Raw genomic sequence first — 17412 nt, forward strand, 5'->3', positions numbered from 1 at the left:
GTTTAAAAACACTCGGATTTTGCCATCTTATAAAGATCGGTCAACCGATCAATAAACTGCTAAATGATCGGCATTACCGCATATGCGGGCATTTTTATTGGTATTTAAAACCTGAGCAGCTACAATTTCAGCGCGGCTAAAGCCTCTGCAACAATCGCTTCTCTCCAACCAGTAAGAATAAGCGGTTTATCACCTTTCTTATTAGCCCATATCCACTCCAAATATTCATGGATATACTTTTTAGAGCCAAGCAGTTCAATCGGAATAGCGTTCGCTTCTGCCTGCTCTGTAATACAGTTTTTGATGCTCTTAAATGCCACTTTGTAACCCGTTTTAAGTGCAATCACATCTAAAGGCTTAGGTGGGTTATCATAGTTTACATTGGCAATCAGCTTAATAAGCTCTCTACCATGAATACGCTTCTCTTGCTCGGTCAGCTCTGTCAGCTTATAGAGGTCATTACTCGTTTTAGGCTGTTTCTTTGCCAATGCGATTAATGCGTGATCTTTGACAACAAAACCCAGTGCCAGATCTTTTTGCAAAGCACGCTGTAGGCGCCACTTGGCTAGATCTCGTAAAATGGCAAGTTGATTCGATGTCAGCTGGAAGGCATTTTTAACTTTTAAATAAGCAAGTTCAGGGTCCGGCATATCCAAACGCCCCAGAGTCATACGAATGCCCTCTTCGTACACCCAGTCAAGCCTGCCTTGCTCTTCAAGCTTATCAACTAATTGAGCATACAGTTTATACAGGTAATACACGTCGTTAGCAGCATAGTTTAACTGAGCTTCTGTCAGCGGTCGCTTTAACCAATCGGTGCGTGACTCACCTTTATCTAGACTCACGTCTAAGGTTTGCTCAACAAGCTTGGCATACCCTAATCCATGCCCCATCCCCGCTAAACCGGCGGCGATTTGACTATCAAACAAGTTTGTTGGCTGGCATTGACCATAACGCGCGAAGACTTCTAAGTCTTCACTGCAAGAATGCAGTAGTTTTACGCTACTTTCTTTATTAAGCAATTGCCAAAACAAGTCAAGATTGCTGATGGCTAATGGATCAATCAATGCAAGCGTCTTACCGTCATAAGCCTGGATCAGACCTAGTCTTGCATAGTAGGTGCGAGTACGAACAAATTCTGTGTCTAGCACCAATAAATCAGCTTCTTGGTATTGCTCTACAAGGGCCGCTAAACTGGCATCATCTTCAATATATTGAAACGCTAACAAAGTTGTCTACTCCATAAATATGCAAAAGCCGGCAATCGCCGGCTTTAAATTTAATCAAAAGTGGCAATCACCACTTAATGACTAATAAAGTTAAGCTTGCTTAACCTCATCTCTCAATTCCCTACGTAAGATTTTACCTACGTTGGTTTTAGGCAGTTCATCTCTAAATTCTACCAGCTTAGGAATTTTATAGCCCGTCAAATGCACACGACAGTGCTTGATTACTGCTTCTTTGGTCAAAGATTTGTCATTTGCGACAACAAATACCTTAACCAACTCGCCAGATACCTCATGAGGGACACCAACGGCTGCAACTTCAATCACTTTAGGATGTAAGGCTACCACTTCTTCAACTTCATTTGGGAAAACGTTGAAGCCAGAGACCAAGATCATGTCTTTCTTACGGTCGACAATAAAGAAGTAACCTTGTTCATCCATATAGCCAATATCACCAGTCGCTAAATAGCCATCTTTATCGATAACTTGACTCGTTTCTTCAGGGCGCAGCCAATAACCCACCATCACCTGTGGTCCTTTAGCAAACAACTCGCCAGTCTCGCCTTGAGCAAGTACCTTACCGTCATCATCACGAACTTGCACATCGGTATTAGCCACAGGAAAGCCAATAGAGCCGTTATAACCATCAAGGTTATACGGACAACATGTCACAAGTGGCGCCGCCTCAGTCAAACCATAGCCTTCTAGCAAGCGGGTTTTAGTTAAACCCTGCCATTTATCGGCAACAGCACGCTGAACAGCCATTCCGCCACCAATCGACAACTTAAGATCTGAGAAATTCAACTTACCGAAATCTTCGTTATTAACTAACGCATTAAACAGCGTATTAACCCCAGTTAACACCGTAAACGGATGCTTCTGTAACTCTGCTATGAAAGCAGGAAGATCTCTAGGATTAGTGATAAGTAAATTATTAGCGCCTTTATGGATAAACAGTAAACAGTTAACTGTTAACGCAAAAATATGATACAGCGGCAATGCAGTAACGACGAACTCTTTACCTTGATCAAGCATAGGCCCATAAGCTGCATCAGCTTGCAAAAGGTTACTGACGACATTGCTGTGGCTCAACATAGCACCTTTAGATACCCCGGTCGTTCCACCGGTATACTGTAAAAAGGCTAAATCTTCTCTTTTAACAACAGGCTTCACGTACTGCATACGTCGACCTTTAGACAAAGCCTTACGCATAGAAATTGCATGTGGTAAATGATACTTAGGTACCATTTTCTTAATGTACTTAACGACAAAGTTAACCACGGTACGCTTAGGAGCACTTAATAGATCGCCAAGACCCGTTAAAATAACGCTCTCTACAGGTGTATCATCAACCACTTTTTCTAAAGTATGTGCAAAGTTTGACACCACAACGATGGCTTTAGCGCCAGAGTCTGTCAGTTGATGCTTAAGTTCACGTGGGGTATACAGTGGGTTAACGTTCACCACCACCATGCCCGCACGTAAAATACCAAACAATGCGATAGGATATTGTAAAAGGTTAGGCATCATAATTGCGACACGGTCGCCTTTATTCAGCTTTAACTCGTTTTGGAGATAGGCAGCAAAAGCTCGGCTTCGCTCTTCCAGTTTACGGTAAGTCAGGGTCGCGCCCATATTCACAAACGCTGGTTGATCCGCATATTTAGCCACTGAAGTTTCGAACAGATCGACAAGCGATGCATATTGTTCTATATCAATTTCAGAAGGTACGTCATCTGGTAGATTATTAATCCAAAGTTGGTCCACAAAAATCTCCTAATATCTCCACCAGCGGTAAGAACTATACCGCTATGGTCGTTAGCAGCTTGCCAATAAGCAAGCTAAAACACTGTCTATTCTTTATATTTATTGGGCACGCCCGTAAATCATACGAGCGTTTAAATTTTGATTATCATCACATAAACGAAACAAAAAACCTAGCCCCTTTTTTTGCTTATCTATTTAAGAAAGCACTAATCGCTGTTGACACCTTTTCAGCATTGCCCATATGAAGGTGATGATCACCCTCCAGCTCTATGGTTTGTAATTGATTAAACCAGCGATTCGCCATTGGGATCGCTTCTCGTAACTGAGGGAAACCTCGGTTACCTGAAATTAATAGCGTATTGACTTTATGGGCTTGCATTAAGGCATCGACTTGAGGATAAGTCAGTCTTAAAGGGGAATCTAATTTTAAGCGAGGATCACTGCGCCAGCATACCCCAGAATCAAGGTTTTGCATATTGCGCTGAGTCAATAATTCGCACCATTGCAGGTCTAGTGCCGTAAATTTGTGCCGTGCATGTGCAGCAAGTGCGATATCTCGATGACTCTTTGCAGGTTTAGCCAAATTAGCAAGATAGCGTCGATGATCTGCAAAGCTATTTTGTAAGCGTTTTTTTGATTTCCCCTCCCCTTCGTATAACGGTGAGAGCGCTTCAATTAACAGCAAATTACTGACTTCATCAGGAAATGCTGCAGTATAAGCCGACGCAATAATACCGCCTAAAGAATGGCCTAAAATAGCATGTGGTTTCAACGTTAAAGGGAGTGTTTCAAGCAAGACATCTAAATCATAGAGGTAATCGACCCAATGCAGAGGATAGCGACCAGGTCGATGCTGCGATGCGCCGTGCCCAGGCCAATCAATGGCTAAGATTTGATAATCCGTTAAATATTGACTCAAGGGCTCAAAGCTATTGGCATTATCTAACCAGCCATGTAACGCTAAAATAACGGGCTTATCTGGTACTCCCCACAATCGTCCAGCTAGCGTGATATGGGGTAGCACCAAGGTTATTTCATTATCGGGTTCGCAGGCCAAGCGCATGTAGACTCTTACTTTTTGATAAATTTCAGCGTCATTCTATCGCTTTCACCAATAGCGAGATACTTTTCTTTGTCTTGCTCATCAAGGGCAAGTCTTGGAGGAAGTGTCCAAACGCCTTTAGGGTAATCCTTAGTATCTTTTGCATTGGCATTGACCTCTGAGCTTGCGACAAAAGTGAACCCCGCTTTTTCAGCAAGTTTAATCACCTCAGCTTGTTCCATATAGCCCGTTTTCACATCCATTCCAGGATTAGCTCTATGCTCAACAATACCAAATATTCCACCTGGTTTTAGCACTTTATAAGCGGAGTCAAATACAGGTTCGAGATAACCTTTCATCGCCCAGTTATGCAAGTTTCTGAAAGTGAGCACCACATCGACGCTATTGTCAGCCCCCATTTTATAGTAAGCAGGTGGATCAAAGGTGACGATACTGGCACTACCTAGCTTGGCGCTATTATCTTCGAGCCACTGCTCAAATCTCTTACCCGCTTTAGGACGATAGCCGTTACGCGCCTTCTCATCTTCAGGGTGTGTATCAAAATTCCCCGCTATATATTGGCCTTCATTGGCTAAATATGGCGCGAGAATTTCAGCATACCAACCACCACCGGGCCAAAGTTCAATAACCGTGTCGGATGATTTGATATCAAAGAAAGAAAGGGTTTGCTCTGGGTGACGATACTCATCGCGAGCGGTGTTTTGAGCAGGCCTAAAATCACTGTTAACGGCAGCTTCTAGCCCATTATTTTCGTGTTCAAGGGCAATTGCAGCTGTGCTAAATAATGATAAGCTACATGTGCTTGCAAGCAAAACGCTTGCTGCTAAGATTTTCTTTTTCATTGTAATTCTCCCTAAGATGACAGGCATCAACCTAGCAGTCGGTTAACAAAAAACCAACCCATATAAACAGAGATTTACATTTTATAATTTAACTAAAACAAAATAAGGTGCCAAATATGGCGTTAACTGGCGAGTTTAACGATCACGTTATCTTAGTCAAACGCGAGGCCGCAGCATCGACTCTACGCCAACATAAATATAGCATGAAGGCACTCGTTGCTAACCAACCGAATACCCAAAACCAAGCTGGCAACCAACTTTCTCCCGCGAGCATATTTGCATCGCCTTGGCCGTCAAGCCCTAACAACACCATCGGGCTCGCCAATGCATTTAAGATAATCATCAATGCCATCACGCGCAGACCACTGGCTAAGAAACGATTTTGTTTAAGCTTTAAAGGCAACAAAAATAGCACTGCTAAGCTTGCTAAAATCGCCACGGTCAATAGATCCCGAGCCCAGAGTATAATCGTTAATACCACTACGCCGCCAAGTAGTGCGAAACTCAAGCGGATCCCTTTTGCCCAGGTGGCAAACATAAAGATCAAGTAGCCCCAAAGAGCCGCACCAAAGTAACCAGAAAAGCCGATTAGGATTGGCCACCCTCCCTGGCTAAAACACAAACCTGCACCATTGGGAAAGAGTTCGATATGGCTAACAACACCACCAGAAACGATGGTTGCTAACCCATGTGAGAGTTCATGAAAATAACTTTCTAACCATTTGAAAGGTACGCTTACAAAAGGCAATCTCGTTACCATAAAAGCAATGAAGAGTTCAATTAAGAATCGGGTCCGCCCCGGAACTCCTGAAGATGATATGTGATTACTGTATTGCGAGGCTGATGCCGTATTGTGTTGAGCACCAGGTTGAGAATTGGATTGAGGTTTATGCATAGGTATCTATACCCACCATCTGCTTAATCTCTTCTCGCTTAGCAGCATGTTGATTAACTAAATACTCAGCCACCGCGCCGCGATGTCCACCCGTATGATCCTCATACTCAACATGAGCACCTAACCTTGACTGTAACGCAAACTCATCTTCTTGGTAATCATGAGTCACGAACGATTGCGGCGCTTTGGTTGTCTGAGACGGCTCAACGCCGCCAGAAACCAAAGCACTAATATGATTTGAAGCACTGGTTAGGTTTGAAGCAACAGACTTGTTAACTTCCCCCCTACTTGTTGTATTAATTGCAGCTTGAGTTGTTGCAAGCGGGCTTGAATTAATCTGCATCAAATCGTCCTTAATACATTCGCTTTATCGTAGACCTTAATATCAGAGCACTAATACCTTTCGCGAATATTAGCCTGCAAATATCCAGTTCACAAATATCTAGTCCGCGATTACAGTCCGTAAAAAATGCTGGAGTACGGTCTTAAATTACTCTCTACCCGGCAGTTTTTGCCAGGTTACTGTATCACGAAGATAAACCGGCGTTAACTCATCGACCGAAGTGCTATGGCCCTTACTCACTCCATCTTGAGCAAGTGCTAGCATATACTTAGCTTCAGGAAACTTAGCCTTTTCACAAATTCTCATATTCGTAGTCAATTCAAGTATTTGCGGATAAGCGTCAAAACCAGTACCACAAGCAATAACAGGCAAAGTTAAATCTAAACTTAGCACTATAGCTTCTGGTGCACTAACCACTTCTTCGTTTACTAACGTCGCTAACCCATCGACTGCAATATATTGGCCCCAGTAAACCTCTCCCATACGAGCATCTATTGCAGCGAGAACTTGACTCGCGCCTTGCTCAATAGCTGATTGAGCCATAGCCGCTAATGTAGAAATACCGATAACAGGCAACTCTTGGCCAAGAGCCAAACCTTGAGTAATGCTGGTACAAATACGAATGCCAGTAAAGCTACCTGGACCTCTGCCATAAGCAATCAGGTCGACATCTTTCAGTGCTAAGTTTGCCTCAGACAAAACAGCCTTAACCATAGGCAACAAACGTTGACTATGTTCACGTGGTGCATCGGCTTGCTCGCTGTACGTTGCACCTTTATGGCTAACTGCTGCTGAACACGACTCAGTACAAGTATCGAGTGCTAAAATGCTCAACGGCGTCGCATCGTTAGATTTATCTGTCATTAATTACTTACCAAACTTGTTATTTAAATCAACTACCGCCGATTAAAAACTGGGCGACGACAGTATATGTTAGGAGACTATTTAAGCGGTAATATCGGCCACGTGCACCTTAAAAGCCGGGAGTTTAATGCTTAACCGATTAGACTTTCAGTACTTAACCGAGTAAATAGACTGTTTTTATGATTATACCCTAAGTCACGCTATGGCATTAAGTCTTATAGTTAAAATACTTGCCTTTTGCAGGCCTCATGAGTGATCCACAGGCAAATAGCGACTTAAGTAATAGCGTCAACTTACGATCGGAACTACTGAGTGTGATGTAATCCAGACACACTCAAGTCATAGCCCAATAAAATGAGGTTAAATAGATACAAAAATCGTGGTTTGTCCTAAATTTATAAGTGGCTATAAATTAAGTGACTATACATAAATTTAGTACATATCAGTGACTATACTCACTCTAAAGCACTCAATTTAAGCTTGCTTTGAAGTCCTAATCAAGGGGGGAGGATGCAACAAATCAGAATCGATTGGTTTAGGCTACTTCGTTACTCCTTGCTATTTATCGTGTTCTCTATGCTAATGACAGTTTTCATGTTGCTATGGTTTTCAAACAGTTTAGAGGAAGCTTGGCAAAAAGGTTTAATGTTGACGTTAGCAGAACTTGAAATGACTACAGAGCTAACACTCACCCTGCTCATCTATATTAGCTTTCCAGTGCTACTTTTTCGCTTCCTCTATTACTTTTCCAAAATGTTGTATCGAGGACGAAACCCAGGCGTCGCAATCATCAGCTATAAGACCCTGTTTAACCCATTAAACTTTTTATTGTTTCCAAGCTTACTGAACTCTGAAGGTTTACTTTACAGGCGCCGCTGCTTATTAGCCCTTATCTTACTCACCAGTATTTATTTTGTTATTTTACTTATCACTTAATTTACGCTACTTAATCTTCGCTAAGAAGTCTGTCGCCTTGTCTAAATCACGAGTTCGAGACATTGGCGGTAACGAATTTAAAAATGCCTGTCCGTAGGGTTTATTGACGATACGGTTGTCGCATAAAATGAGTACGCCTTTATCTTTTTCATCTCGAATTAACCGACCTACCCCTTGATTTAGGCTGATCACCGCTTGCGGCAGTGAGATCTCGCTAAACGCATCTTTTCCCTCACGCTCAACACTTTCGCTACGCGCGCGAAACAGATTGTCATCGGGTGACACAAATGGCAATTTATCGATGATGACGCAACTTAACAGTCGACCACGAACATCGACCCCTTCCCAAAAAGCGCCAGTACCGAGTAATACAGCATTACCAAGTTGGCGGTATTTTTTAAGCAGGCTTTGCTTATTCGCCTGCCCTTGCACAAGAAGTGGATAAGCGACGCGCCGTTGAAGTGCAGGTGCCACCAAATTAAGCATTCTATGACTGGTAAATAAAATAAAGGTGCGCCCTTTAGCAGCATTCACCGCTTTTACGCAAACATCAACAAATTGATTTAATGCCACTTGATGATTATTGACACTCGCTAAATGTCTTGGCACACAAAAAAGCGCATTATTTTGATAATCAAATGGGCTTTCCAGTAACATCTCTTGGCATTGACGTAAGCCTAGTTGTCGGGTGAACAAGCTTAAATCACGGTTGATTTGTAATGTTGCCGAGGTAAATATCCACGCCACATTAGAATCAAACAGTTTACGACACTCTTTAGCAACGTCTATTGGCGCAATGCGCAGTACCAAATAACGATGGCCGAAGTCGATACTATAAGCGGCTTGATTGTTCTCACATAAGAAAAACAGCTCTAGTTTATTGGCTAAAACCTCAAGCTTTTCTATTTGATCATCTAGATTATTGCTGCGACCAACATGGCCTAATAATAGCTGTTGTAATACCTTAATCTCTTTGAGCAGCCCCCATGAAAGGACTGATAAGTCTTTATTGGCCAATAGTCGACGCCAGTCAGACTCGCCAATATTAAACAGTATTTGATGCCACTCATTTAACATTGATGAACATCGTGCACTTAACAACTCTATCTGTTTAGCATCTCTTAGTTCGAGTCTATAAATCTCAATCAAGTTATCAAATAGCGCTATGAGCTGTCGTGTAGAGCATTGCTGACCAAAATAAGTGACAGCAATATCAGGCAATAGGTGCGCTTCATCAAAAATAACCACATCAGAATCTGGCAGTAATTCGGCAAAACCAGTCTCTTTTAAAATTCTGTCGGCTAGAAAAAGGTGATGATTAACCACAATGATCCGTGCATCCATGGCTCTATTACGGGCTTTGCGAGTGAAACAGTCATCATAGTGATCACAGCGTTGACCAATACAGGTCTCTTTTGCGCTAACGATCAGCGGTAAAGCCTGAGAATTCTCCGTAACCGAGGTTAACCCTCCAATATCGCCGTCAGTAGTCTGCCCTGCCCACTGATTTATACGCAGCAAGTCATCTAATACTTGTGTGTCCATCGAGCTGGCTCCCGATAGCTCTTTTTCCATTAGGTGTTGGCACAGGTAGTTATTACGCCCCTTTAGCAGCGCAACCTTAGGCGTGAGCTTAAGCATGGATAATAATGCAGGAAGGTCTTTGTAAAATAGCTGCTCTTGTAAATTTTTACTGCCTGTACTGACAATAACTTGCTTGCCACTCAATAAAGCAGGAATTAGGTAAGCAAAAGTCTTCCCCACCCCCGTCCCAGCTTCCACCACCAAGTTATTGCAACTACTGATAGATTCAGTCACCGCCTTGGCCATAGTCACCTGCACATCACGGCAGCTAAAACCCTTAATTGAATGTGCCAGTACGCCATCATTTGAAAATGCAGCAGCGACTTGCTGTATGAGTTTACTGCTCAAGAGTCATTAAACCTTTAATAAAAATGTTGATGATGCATATACCCAAGTGACTTGAAATGCGCGTTTCACAGGCCTTGTGTGAGCTCTATTCTAGGCGCTTAGATTAGGAATAGTTACTCCCTTTTAAGCGAGTGCAGAGAAAGACTCAGTGATCGACTTCGGTTACCAGATTCAGTTATTAGCTTCAATATGTGATACGGGCATATAAAAATGCATGGCAGTTTATCTTAAATAAATATACAAGATTAGCTTTTGTTGGCGGACTGAGAGCAAGTTCAGGACAAATGCGCTCTAGCGGCCTTAACAAAAGCCACTCCCGCATGTGCGGTTAATTGTTCTCAGTTGAGAACACAAGACTCTCAAATGTCGGTATAAATCGACTTTAGGCAACCAAAAATGAAAAATAATGACATTTAGATGAAGTTTACTCAACTGCTTAAATAAGAGGTTGCAATCATTTTAAAAACTGATTAATTTAAATACCAACAACACGAAATGATTCATCAATGGCTTAGCACAGCAGCAAGCGTTGGATCATGACAGGCCACTTGGCCCACAGAAACAGATTGAGAGAAACGAATATGACACAGCTTTTGAACACTATGCATCATCATCACCATATGCGGTAGCCTTCGGAAGCTCACTGCCGATGGACTATTTTCCTTCCGGCGGTTGATTTAAAAATATCAAAACCCTTGGAAGGAATTCCAAGGGTTTTTTGTTTTTTTCTTAACAGATTGTTTTATAAGATTTTTAAATTAACTAATAGGAAGTATCTCATGTCAGAGTCAACAAGATTACGTATCGCCATCCAGAAATCTGGCCGCTTATCAAAAGAGTCACAGAAGTTACTTAAAAGCTGTGGCGTTAAATTTAATGTCAACGAACAACGTCTAATCGCCCACTCAGACAACATGCCAATCGACCTATTACGTGTACGTGATGACGATATTCCAGGCCTTGTCATGGACGGTGTGGTGGACTTAGGTATTATTGGCGAAAATGTGCTGGAAGAAGAACAGATCGAACGCCAAAGCCTAGGCAAACCAGCTGAATGCATCAAATTACGTGAACTTGACTTTGGTGCTTGCCGCCTATCATTGGCCGTGCCAACTGAATTTAGTTACCAAGATGCAAGCTCATTAGAAGGGCTTCGCATTGCGACCTCTTACCCCAACTTGCTACGCCGCTACATGCAAAAGAAAGGCATTAATTATCGTGACTGCATGTTGAAGGGTTCTGTTGAAGTTGCACCACGTGCAGGTTTATCAGACGGTATTTGTGACTTAGTGTCAACAGGGGCAACACTTGAAGCAAATGGATTATATGAAACGGAAGTCATCTACCGTTCTATGGCCTGCATCATTCAATCAACCCAATCGCAACCTGATGATAAACAAGCACTAATAAACAAAATACTGTCTCGAATTAATGGCGTTGTACGTGCCAAAGAGAGTAAATACATCTTACTACACGCACCAACGGAAACGTTAGAGCAGATTGTTGCACTGCTTCCTGGCGCAGAAAACCCGACTGTTTTGCCACTCAACGACGATACTAACCGAGTGGCTATCCACGCCGTTAGCACTGAAGACTTGTTCTGGGACACTATGGAGCAATTAACGCAGCTGGGCGCCAGCTCAATTCTTGTTATGCCTATTGAAAAAATGATGGGGTAGAGTCATGCAGATCCTCAATTGGCAATCTCTCGACTCTCAAGCTCAAGCTAACACGCTTGAGCGCTCACCACTAATAGGTGATAACAGTCTTGAGCAAAGTGTGGCAGATATCATTAATGCCGTCGTCGCTGATGGCGATAAGGCGTTATTTGAATTTAATCAAAAATTTGATGGGGTCAATATCGATAACTTAAGGTTGTCGAGCGCCCAAGTTGAGCAGAGCTGCGCCAAGGTTTCTAGTGAGGTAAAGCAAGCAATTGCTCAAGCAAAGGCCAACATTGAGACTTTTCACAAGGCACAGCTCCAGCCACACATCGATCTAGAAACTCAAGCAGGGATCCGCTGCGAACTCCGCTCTGAGCCGATAGAGCGCGTTGGCCTGTATATTCCAGGAGGCACGGCGCCACTTATTTCAACCGTACTGATGTTAGCCCTACCCGCTAAAATTGCCGGTTGTAATAAGCGGGTTCTCGTAAGCCCTCCACCAATTAATGATGCCATCATTTATGCGGCAAAAGAATGTGGTATTGAAGAGATCTATCAAGTTGGCGGCGCCCAAGCTATTGCTGCACTTGCATTTGGCACTGGTTCTGTACCTCAAGTCGATAAGATTTTTGGCCCAGGTAACCGATTTGTGACTGAAGCTAAACGCTCCGTTAGTCAAGATAACCGCTGCACAGTGAGCATCGATATGCCTGCCGGCCCATCAGAAGTGCTCATCATTGCCGATACTGAGGCTAATCCAGAGTTTGTTGCCGCAGACCTGTTATCACAAGCCGAGCACGGCGCTGACTCACAAGTTATGTTAGTCACCGATTGCAACGTGTTAGCTAAGCAGGTTAATCAAGCCTTAGCAAAGCAACTGGCGCAGCTGCCACGTGCTGATATTGCCAATCAAGCCCTTAAAAGCAGCCGCACTATTATCGTTAACGATATGACCATCGCAGCGGCAGTTTCTAATCAATACGGACCTGAGCACTTAATCATTCAAACTCAGCAGCCACGAGAAGTGCTAGCCAATATTCGAGCAGCGGGCTCTGTATTTTTAGGGGCGTATACGCCTGAATCTGTGGGTGATTATGCCAGCGGCACGAATCACGTCTTGCCGACCTACGGTTACAGTAAAACGGTGTCGAGCTTATCACTTGCAGATTTTAGCCGTCGATTCACTGTGCAAGAGTTATCAGCAATAGGACTTAGAGCCTTAAGCAATAGCGTAATGATCCTTGCCGAAGCTGAGCAGCTTGATGCACACAAAAATGCAATTGCAGTTCGAATGGCCAGCCTTGATGCTAACGCAGGTAATGAAGCGTTAGCTAGCAATAGCTCAGTTACGGAGGCCTTATGACAACATCAAGCAAGCTAAATTTAGCCGAGCGCCTCGCTCGACCAGAACTGTTAGCGTTACAGGTTTATCAGTCAGCAAGGCGTATTGGCGGCCAAGGGGATATCTGGATCAATGCCAATGAGTCCCCCTTTAACAATAGTGAGCTTATGGGCCTTAACCGTTACCCAGAATGCCAGCCACCTGCATTAATCAGCGCATATAGCCAATATAGTGGTGTCAATGAGAACAGTATTATCACTAGTCGCGGCGCCGACGAAGCGATTGAGCTGTTAATTCGAGCCTTTTGTGTACCAGGTCTAGATAGTATCGCAACCTTTGGCCCTACGTATGGAATGTATGCCATCAGTGCCAAGACCTTTAATGTTGGGGTAAAAGCGCTGTCTTTAACTGATGATTTTCAGCTGCCAAGTGACTCTATCTCCAGTGTCAGTGGCGCAAAATTGGTGTTTATCTGTAATCCCAATAACCCCACTGGCAGTGTCATCGCAAGAAACAAAATCATTGAGATCATTAACGCTTACCCTGAAGCCATAGTGGTTATCGATGAGGCATACATTGAATTTAGTCCCGAATACAGTGTCGCCGATTTAGTCGATAGCTGTGCAAACCTAGTGGTGCTTCGCACCTTATCAAAAGCCTTTGCCTTAGCTGGCGCACGCTGTGGTTTTTTGTTGGCAAACCCTGACATTATCGAAATCTGCATGCGTGTAATCGCCCCTTATCCCGTGCCGCTTCCCGTAAGCGAACTTGCCATCAAAGCCCTCAACACAAAAGGCCTTGAAACAATGCAGCAGCAAGTGGGTCTGATGAAGCAACAAGGGTTAAGACTGGCGGACGCATTGAGCGGCTATGGCGCTAAGGTTATCAAAGCACATGGTAACTATGTACTCGCAGAGTTTGAGGACAAAGCGCTAGTGCAGCAAAAGTTAATATCTGCTGGCGTGATTGCCAGAAGTTACAACGATCCCCGCCTTAGTAAGGCGATTCGTTTTAGCTTTACAAACCAGGAACAAACGGACTATCTGATCCAACTATTTCAACAATAAAAATATACAGTGCGCTGATATTTAAAAAGAATAACAATAGCTTGGCTGAGATTTGAATGAATGTTCAATGCGTTCCGATTTGTTTAAACTCAGTAAAGCCAGAATCTGAAAGGTATAACCGCTATGAAGCAGAAAATTTTATTTATCGACCGTGATGGTACGCTCATCGAAGAACCAGTTACAGATAAGCAAGTCGATAGCTTAGCCAAACTCGTTTTTGAGCCTAATGTGATCCCTGCTCTACTGAAACTGCAAAACGCCGGTTATCGATTAGTTATGGTCAGTAACCAAGATGGTCTGGGCACGCCTTCGTTCCCAAGAGATGATTTCGATGCACCGCAAAATATGATGATGCAGATCTTAAACAGCCAAGGCGTGCTGTTTGATGATGTACTTATCTGCCCTCACTTTAATGATGAGAACTGTAGCTGTCGTAAACCTAAGCTTGGCTTAGTTAAAGACTATCTCACCTCTGGGAAAATTGATTTTACCCAGTCCGCTGTCATAGGAGATCGTGAAACTGACTTAGGTCTTGCCGACTCGATGGGCATATTAGGTTTGCAATATCACCCAGAAAATCTTAACTGGAACGCCATTGCCGATAAGCTTTTAAATAAGAACCGTAGCGCCACAGTCACTCGTACCACTAAAGAAACCGATATTCGCGTCACTGTCGATTTAGATTCAAATGATAAAAGCGAAATTAACACAGGTATTGGCTTTTTCGACCATATGCTTGAGCAGATCTCAACCCACGGCAACTTTAAAATGGATGTCAAGGTTGATGGTGATTTGGAGATAGATGATCACCACAGCATTGAAGATACCGCACTGGCAATCGGTGATGCCCTGCGTCAAGCTCTAGGTGACAAACGCGGCATAGCCCGCTTTGGCAATGCACAAATCAGTAGCGTTTTTGAGCAAGCGATTCCTATGGATGAAGCCAGTGCTGAGTGTTTGTTAGATCTATCGGGGCGTCCATTTATCAAGTATCGCGGCGACTTTGACCGTGAACTTGTTGGCCAAATGTCAACTGAGATGGTGCCGCACTTCTTCCGCTCCTTTGCCGATGGTCTGCGCTGTACTTTACACATCAGTACCCAGGGCAATAACGACCACCACAAAGTTGAAAGCTTATACAAGGTGTTAGGTCGTACCCTAAGACAAGCTGTGGCAGTTGAAGGAGACACGCTGCCCTCAAGTAAAGGTGTGTTATGAGCCAAGTCAATCTAGATAACAAAAACGGCATCAAAGGTAATACCGTTATTATCGATACCGGTTGCGCCAATTTAAGCTCGGTCCGCTACGCTTTTGAGCGTTTAATGACTGATACAGAGCGAGAGTGCCTGTTTGTAAGCGATGATATTGAGCTGATTAACTCGGCTGAACGCGTTATTTTACCCGGTGTAGGTACTGCAAGGGCTGCAATGACGGCGCTAAATGACAAAGGTTTACTCGAGGTTATCCCCTCGCTCACCCAGCCATTACTCGGCGTGTGCTTAGGTATGCAGATGCTGACACGTGCTTCAAAAGAGCGCGGCACACAAAGCGATGACTGCCAATGTCTTAATATCATTCCAACCGATATCGACCTGCTTAATACTCAAGGCTTACCGCTACCGCATATGGGCTGGAATCAAATTACGCCTTCAAACCACCCTATTTTCGAGGGAGTGACTGCCGGTAGCTTCGTATATTTCGTCCACAGCTACCGCGCCCCCGTTAGCGACTTCACCATTGCAACTGCCCAGCATGGTGAGTACTTTAGCGCTGCCATTGCAAAAGATAATTTTATTGGACTGCAATTTCATCCAGAAAAAAGTGCAGAGGTCGGCGCTAAGATACTGGCAAACTTCCTCAACATGAATAGAGATACCTTTTGCCAAGCTGGCAATGAACCCGCTAATAAGCTAACGATTAACCTAAATAATGAACCGGAGGCACTGTAATGATTATTCCAGCAATCGATCTTATCGACGGCCAAGTTGTTCGCCTCTATCAAGGTGATTACGAGCAGCAAACAACCTTTAATTTAAGTCCATTAGATCAACTTAAATCTTATCAGGCTCAAGGGGCTAACTTACTGCATATCGTCGATTTAACCGGAGCAAAAGAGCCAACTAAGCGTCAAACGCCATTAATTTCAGAATTAGTTAATCACCTAGACACTCCGATCCAGGTTGGCGGTGGTATTCGCACTGAAGCCCAGCTAAATGAACTACTGGAAATTGGTGTAAGCCGTGTGGTTATCGGTTCATTGGCCGTAAAAGAGCCTGAGCTTGTAAAAAGCTGGTTTGAAAAATATGGTAATGAAGCCATTTGTCTCGCACTCGATGTCAATATCAATGAGCAAGGCGAAAAAATAGTGGCCGTATCGGGATGGCAAAGTGGCGGTGGTAAGAGCTTGGAGTCGCTGGTAGAAGAGTTTAAAGCTGTTGGCCTTAAGCATGCATTAGTCACTGACATTAGCCGTGATGGCACACTGCAAGGCGCTAATACCGAGCTTTACCGTGAGATTGCCGCTACTTACCCAGGGATCCAATGGCAAGCTTCTGGAGGCATCGCGACATTAGCCGATGTCAATGCAGTAAAAGACAGCGGTGCCAATGGCATTATTATTGGTAAAGCCCTACTTATCAACCAATTCACCGTCCAGGAGGCGATTGCATGTTGGCCAAACGCATAGTCCCCTGCCTTGATGTCAAAGAGGGCAAAGTGGTTAAAGGGGTTCAATTTAGAAACCATGAAATTGTAGGCGATATTGTGCCGCTCGCTAAGCGCTACGCTGAAGAAGGTGCTGATGAATTAGTCTTCTATGACATCGCGGCCAGCGCTCACGATAGAGTCATTGATAAGTCATGGATAAGTCGAGTCGCCGAAAAAATTGATATTCCTTTTTGTGTTGCCGGTGGGATAAGAACCATAGAGCAAGCACGAGAAAAGCTGGCCTTTGGCGCCGACAAAATTTCAATTAACTCACCAGCATTAACAGACCCAAGCTTGATTGCCAGACTGCAAGATGAGTTTGGACGTCAGTGTATCGTGATAGGTATCGATTCCTATTATGACGCCAATAGCGACAGCTACATGGTTAAGCAATTTACTGGCGATGAAGCGGCAACTAAAGACACTCAGTGGTTTACACAAGATTGGGTTGAAGAAGTGCAAAATCAGGGCTGCGGCGAAATCGTACTCAATGTCATGAATCAAGATGGCGTCAGACAAGGTTATGACATTAAGCAATTGTCGATGATCCGCGCTATCTGCGATGTACCGTTAATTGCATCGGGTGGCGCTGGCACTATGGCGCATTTTAAAGAGGTGTTTAGCCAGGCAAACGTGGATGCGGCATTAGCCGCAAGTGTGTTCCATAAAGGGATCATAGATATACAGGCCCTAAAACGTTATCTCAACAGCCAGCAAATTGCTGTACGCATTTAGATAAGTTAGACGTTGACTCACATTAAGGAT

At 43.7% G+C, this 17412-nt stretch carries 16 protein-coding genes; 8 read left to right on the top strand and 8 right to left on the bottom strand.

What is annotated here, in order from left to right; genetic code table 11:
- Window positions 1-119: 119 nt before the first annotated feature.
- The 7 genes from rnd to tsaB all read right to left on the bottom strand — a co-directional run bounded on the left by rnd (window position 120) and on the right by tsaB (window position 7000).
- On the bottom strand, window positions 120-1229 hold the full coding sequence (gene rnd, locus ACVBIO_RS14280) for a ribonuclease D (RefSeq protein WP_447172869.1): 1110 nt from the start codon (window positions 1227-1229) through the stop codon (window positions 120-122).
- Between the two features lie 90 nt (window positions 1230-1319).
- Window positions 1320-2993 carry a long-chain-fatty-acid--CoA ligase FadD gene (gene fadD / locus ACVBIO_RS14285; protein WP_447172870.1) on the bottom strand — a complete coding sequence of 558 codons (1674 nt, stop codon included), beginning with the start codon at window positions 2991-2993 and terminating at the stop codon, window positions 1320-1322.
- Between the two features lie 187 nt (window positions 2994-3180).
- Window positions 3181-4056, bottom strand: coding sequence for an alpha/beta fold hydrolase (locus ACVBIO_RS14290; protein ID WP_447172871.1), 876 nt, complete (start codon window positions 4054-4056; stop codon window positions 3181-3183).
- A gap of 8 nt (window positions 4057-4064) precedes the next feature.
- Window positions 4065-4898, bottom strand: coding sequence for a class I SAM-dependent methyltransferase (locus ACVBIO_RS14295; RefSeq protein WP_447172872.1), 834 nt, complete (start codon window positions 4896-4898; stop codon window positions 4065-4067).
- A gap of 142 nt (window positions 4899-5040) precedes the next feature.
- Window positions 5041-5793, bottom strand: a complete 753-nt coding sequence (locus ACVBIO_RS14300; protein WP_447159915.1) for a M50 family metallopeptidase — start codon at window positions 5791-5793, stop codon at window positions 5041-5043.
- Window positions 5786-6136 carry a hypothetical protein gene (locus ACVBIO_RS14305; RefSeq protein WP_447172873.1) on the bottom strand — a complete coding sequence of 117 codons (351 nt, stop codon included), beginning with the start codon at window positions 6134-6136 and terminating at the stop codon, window positions 5786-5788. The genes ACVBIO_RS14300 and ACVBIO_RS14305 overlap by 8 nt, the downstream gene beginning before the upstream one ends.
- 147 nt (window positions 6137-6283) lie before the next feature.
- Window positions 6284-7000 carry a tRNA (adenosine(37)-N6)-threonylcarbamoyltransferase complex dimerization subunit type 1 TsaB gene (gene tsaB / locus ACVBIO_RS14310; protein WP_447172874.1) on the bottom strand — a complete coding sequence of 239 codons (717 nt, stop codon included), beginning with the start codon at window positions 6998-7000 and terminating at the stop codon, window positions 6284-6286.
- 510 nt (window positions 7001-7510) lie between these two features.
- Here tsaB and ACVBIO_RS14315 point away from each other — a divergent pair.
- Window positions 7511-7936 (top strand): hypothetical protein, encoded by a 426-nt coding sequence (locus ACVBIO_RS14315; protein WP_447164062.1) that lies wholly within the window; start codon window positions 7511-7513, stop codon window positions 7934-7936.
- 6 nt (window positions 7937-7942) lie between these two features.
- Here ACVBIO_RS14315 and ACVBIO_RS14320 read toward each other — a convergent pair whose 3' ends face one another.
- Entirely contained in the window at window positions 7943-9868 is a 1926-nt protein-coding gene (locus ACVBIO_RS14320; protein WP_447172875.1) for an ATP-dependent DNA helicase, read from the bottom strand.
- 779 nt (window positions 9869-10647) lie between these two features.
- Between ACVBIO_RS14320 and hisG the strand changes: the two genes are divergently transcribed.
- From hisG to hisF, 7 genes are all read left to right on the top strand, one after another.
- A complete protein-coding gene (hisG, locus tag ACVBIO_RS14325; RefSeq protein WP_447159920.1) occupies window positions 10648-11547 on the top strand; it encodes an ATP phosphoribosyltransferase in 900 nt (299 codons plus the stop codon).
- 4 nt (window positions 11548-11551) lie between these two features.
- Window positions 11552-12895 carry a histidinol dehydrogenase gene (hisD, locus tag ACVBIO_RS14330; RefSeq protein ID WP_447172876.1) on the top strand — a complete coding sequence of 448 codons (1344 nt, stop codon included), beginning with the start codon at window positions 11552-11554 and terminating at the stop codon, window positions 12893-12895.
- Window positions 12892-13941: a histidinol-phosphate transaminase gene (gene hisC / locus ACVBIO_RS14335; protein WP_447172877.1), complete on the top strand. Its 1050-nt coding sequence runs from the start codon at window positions 12892-12894 to the stop codon at window positions 13939-13941. The genes hisD and hisC overlap by 4 nt, the downstream gene beginning before the upstream one ends.
- A gap of 123 nt (window positions 13942-14064) precedes the next feature.
- Window positions 14065-15159 carry a bifunctional histidinol-phosphatase/imidazoleglycerol-phosphate dehydratase HisB gene (gene hisB, locus ACVBIO_RS14340; protein ID WP_447159923.1) on the top strand — a complete coding sequence of 365 codons (1095 nt, stop codon included), beginning with the start codon at window positions 14065-14067 and terminating at the stop codon, window positions 15157-15159.
- A complete protein-coding gene (hisH, locus tag ACVBIO_RS14345) occupies window positions 15156-15890 on the top strand; it encodes an imidazole glycerol phosphate synthase subunit HisH (RefSeq protein WP_447172878.1) in 735 nt (244 codons plus the stop codon). Before hisB ends, hisH begins: the two co-directional genes overlap by 4 nt.
- Window positions 15890-16627 (top strand): 1-(5-phosphoribosyl)-5-[(5-phosphoribosylamino)methylideneamino]imidazole-4-carboxamide isomerase, encoded by a 738-nt coding sequence (hisA, locus tag ACVBIO_RS14350; protein WP_447172879.1) that lies wholly within the window; start codon window positions 15890-15892, stop codon window positions 16625-16627. Before hisH ends, hisA begins: the two co-directional genes overlap by 1 nt.
- On the top strand, window positions 16609-17382 hold the full coding sequence (hisF, locus tag ACVBIO_RS14355) for an imidazole glycerol phosphate synthase subunit HisF (protein ID WP_447172880.1): 774 nt from the start codon (window positions 16609-16611) through the stop codon (window positions 17380-17382). The genes hisA and hisF overlap by 19 nt, the downstream gene beginning before the upstream one ends.
- The last annotated feature ends 30 nt before the right edge of the window (window positions 17383-17412 follow it).

It is taken from the genome of Shewanella sp. 0m-8 (assembly GCF_052977265.1).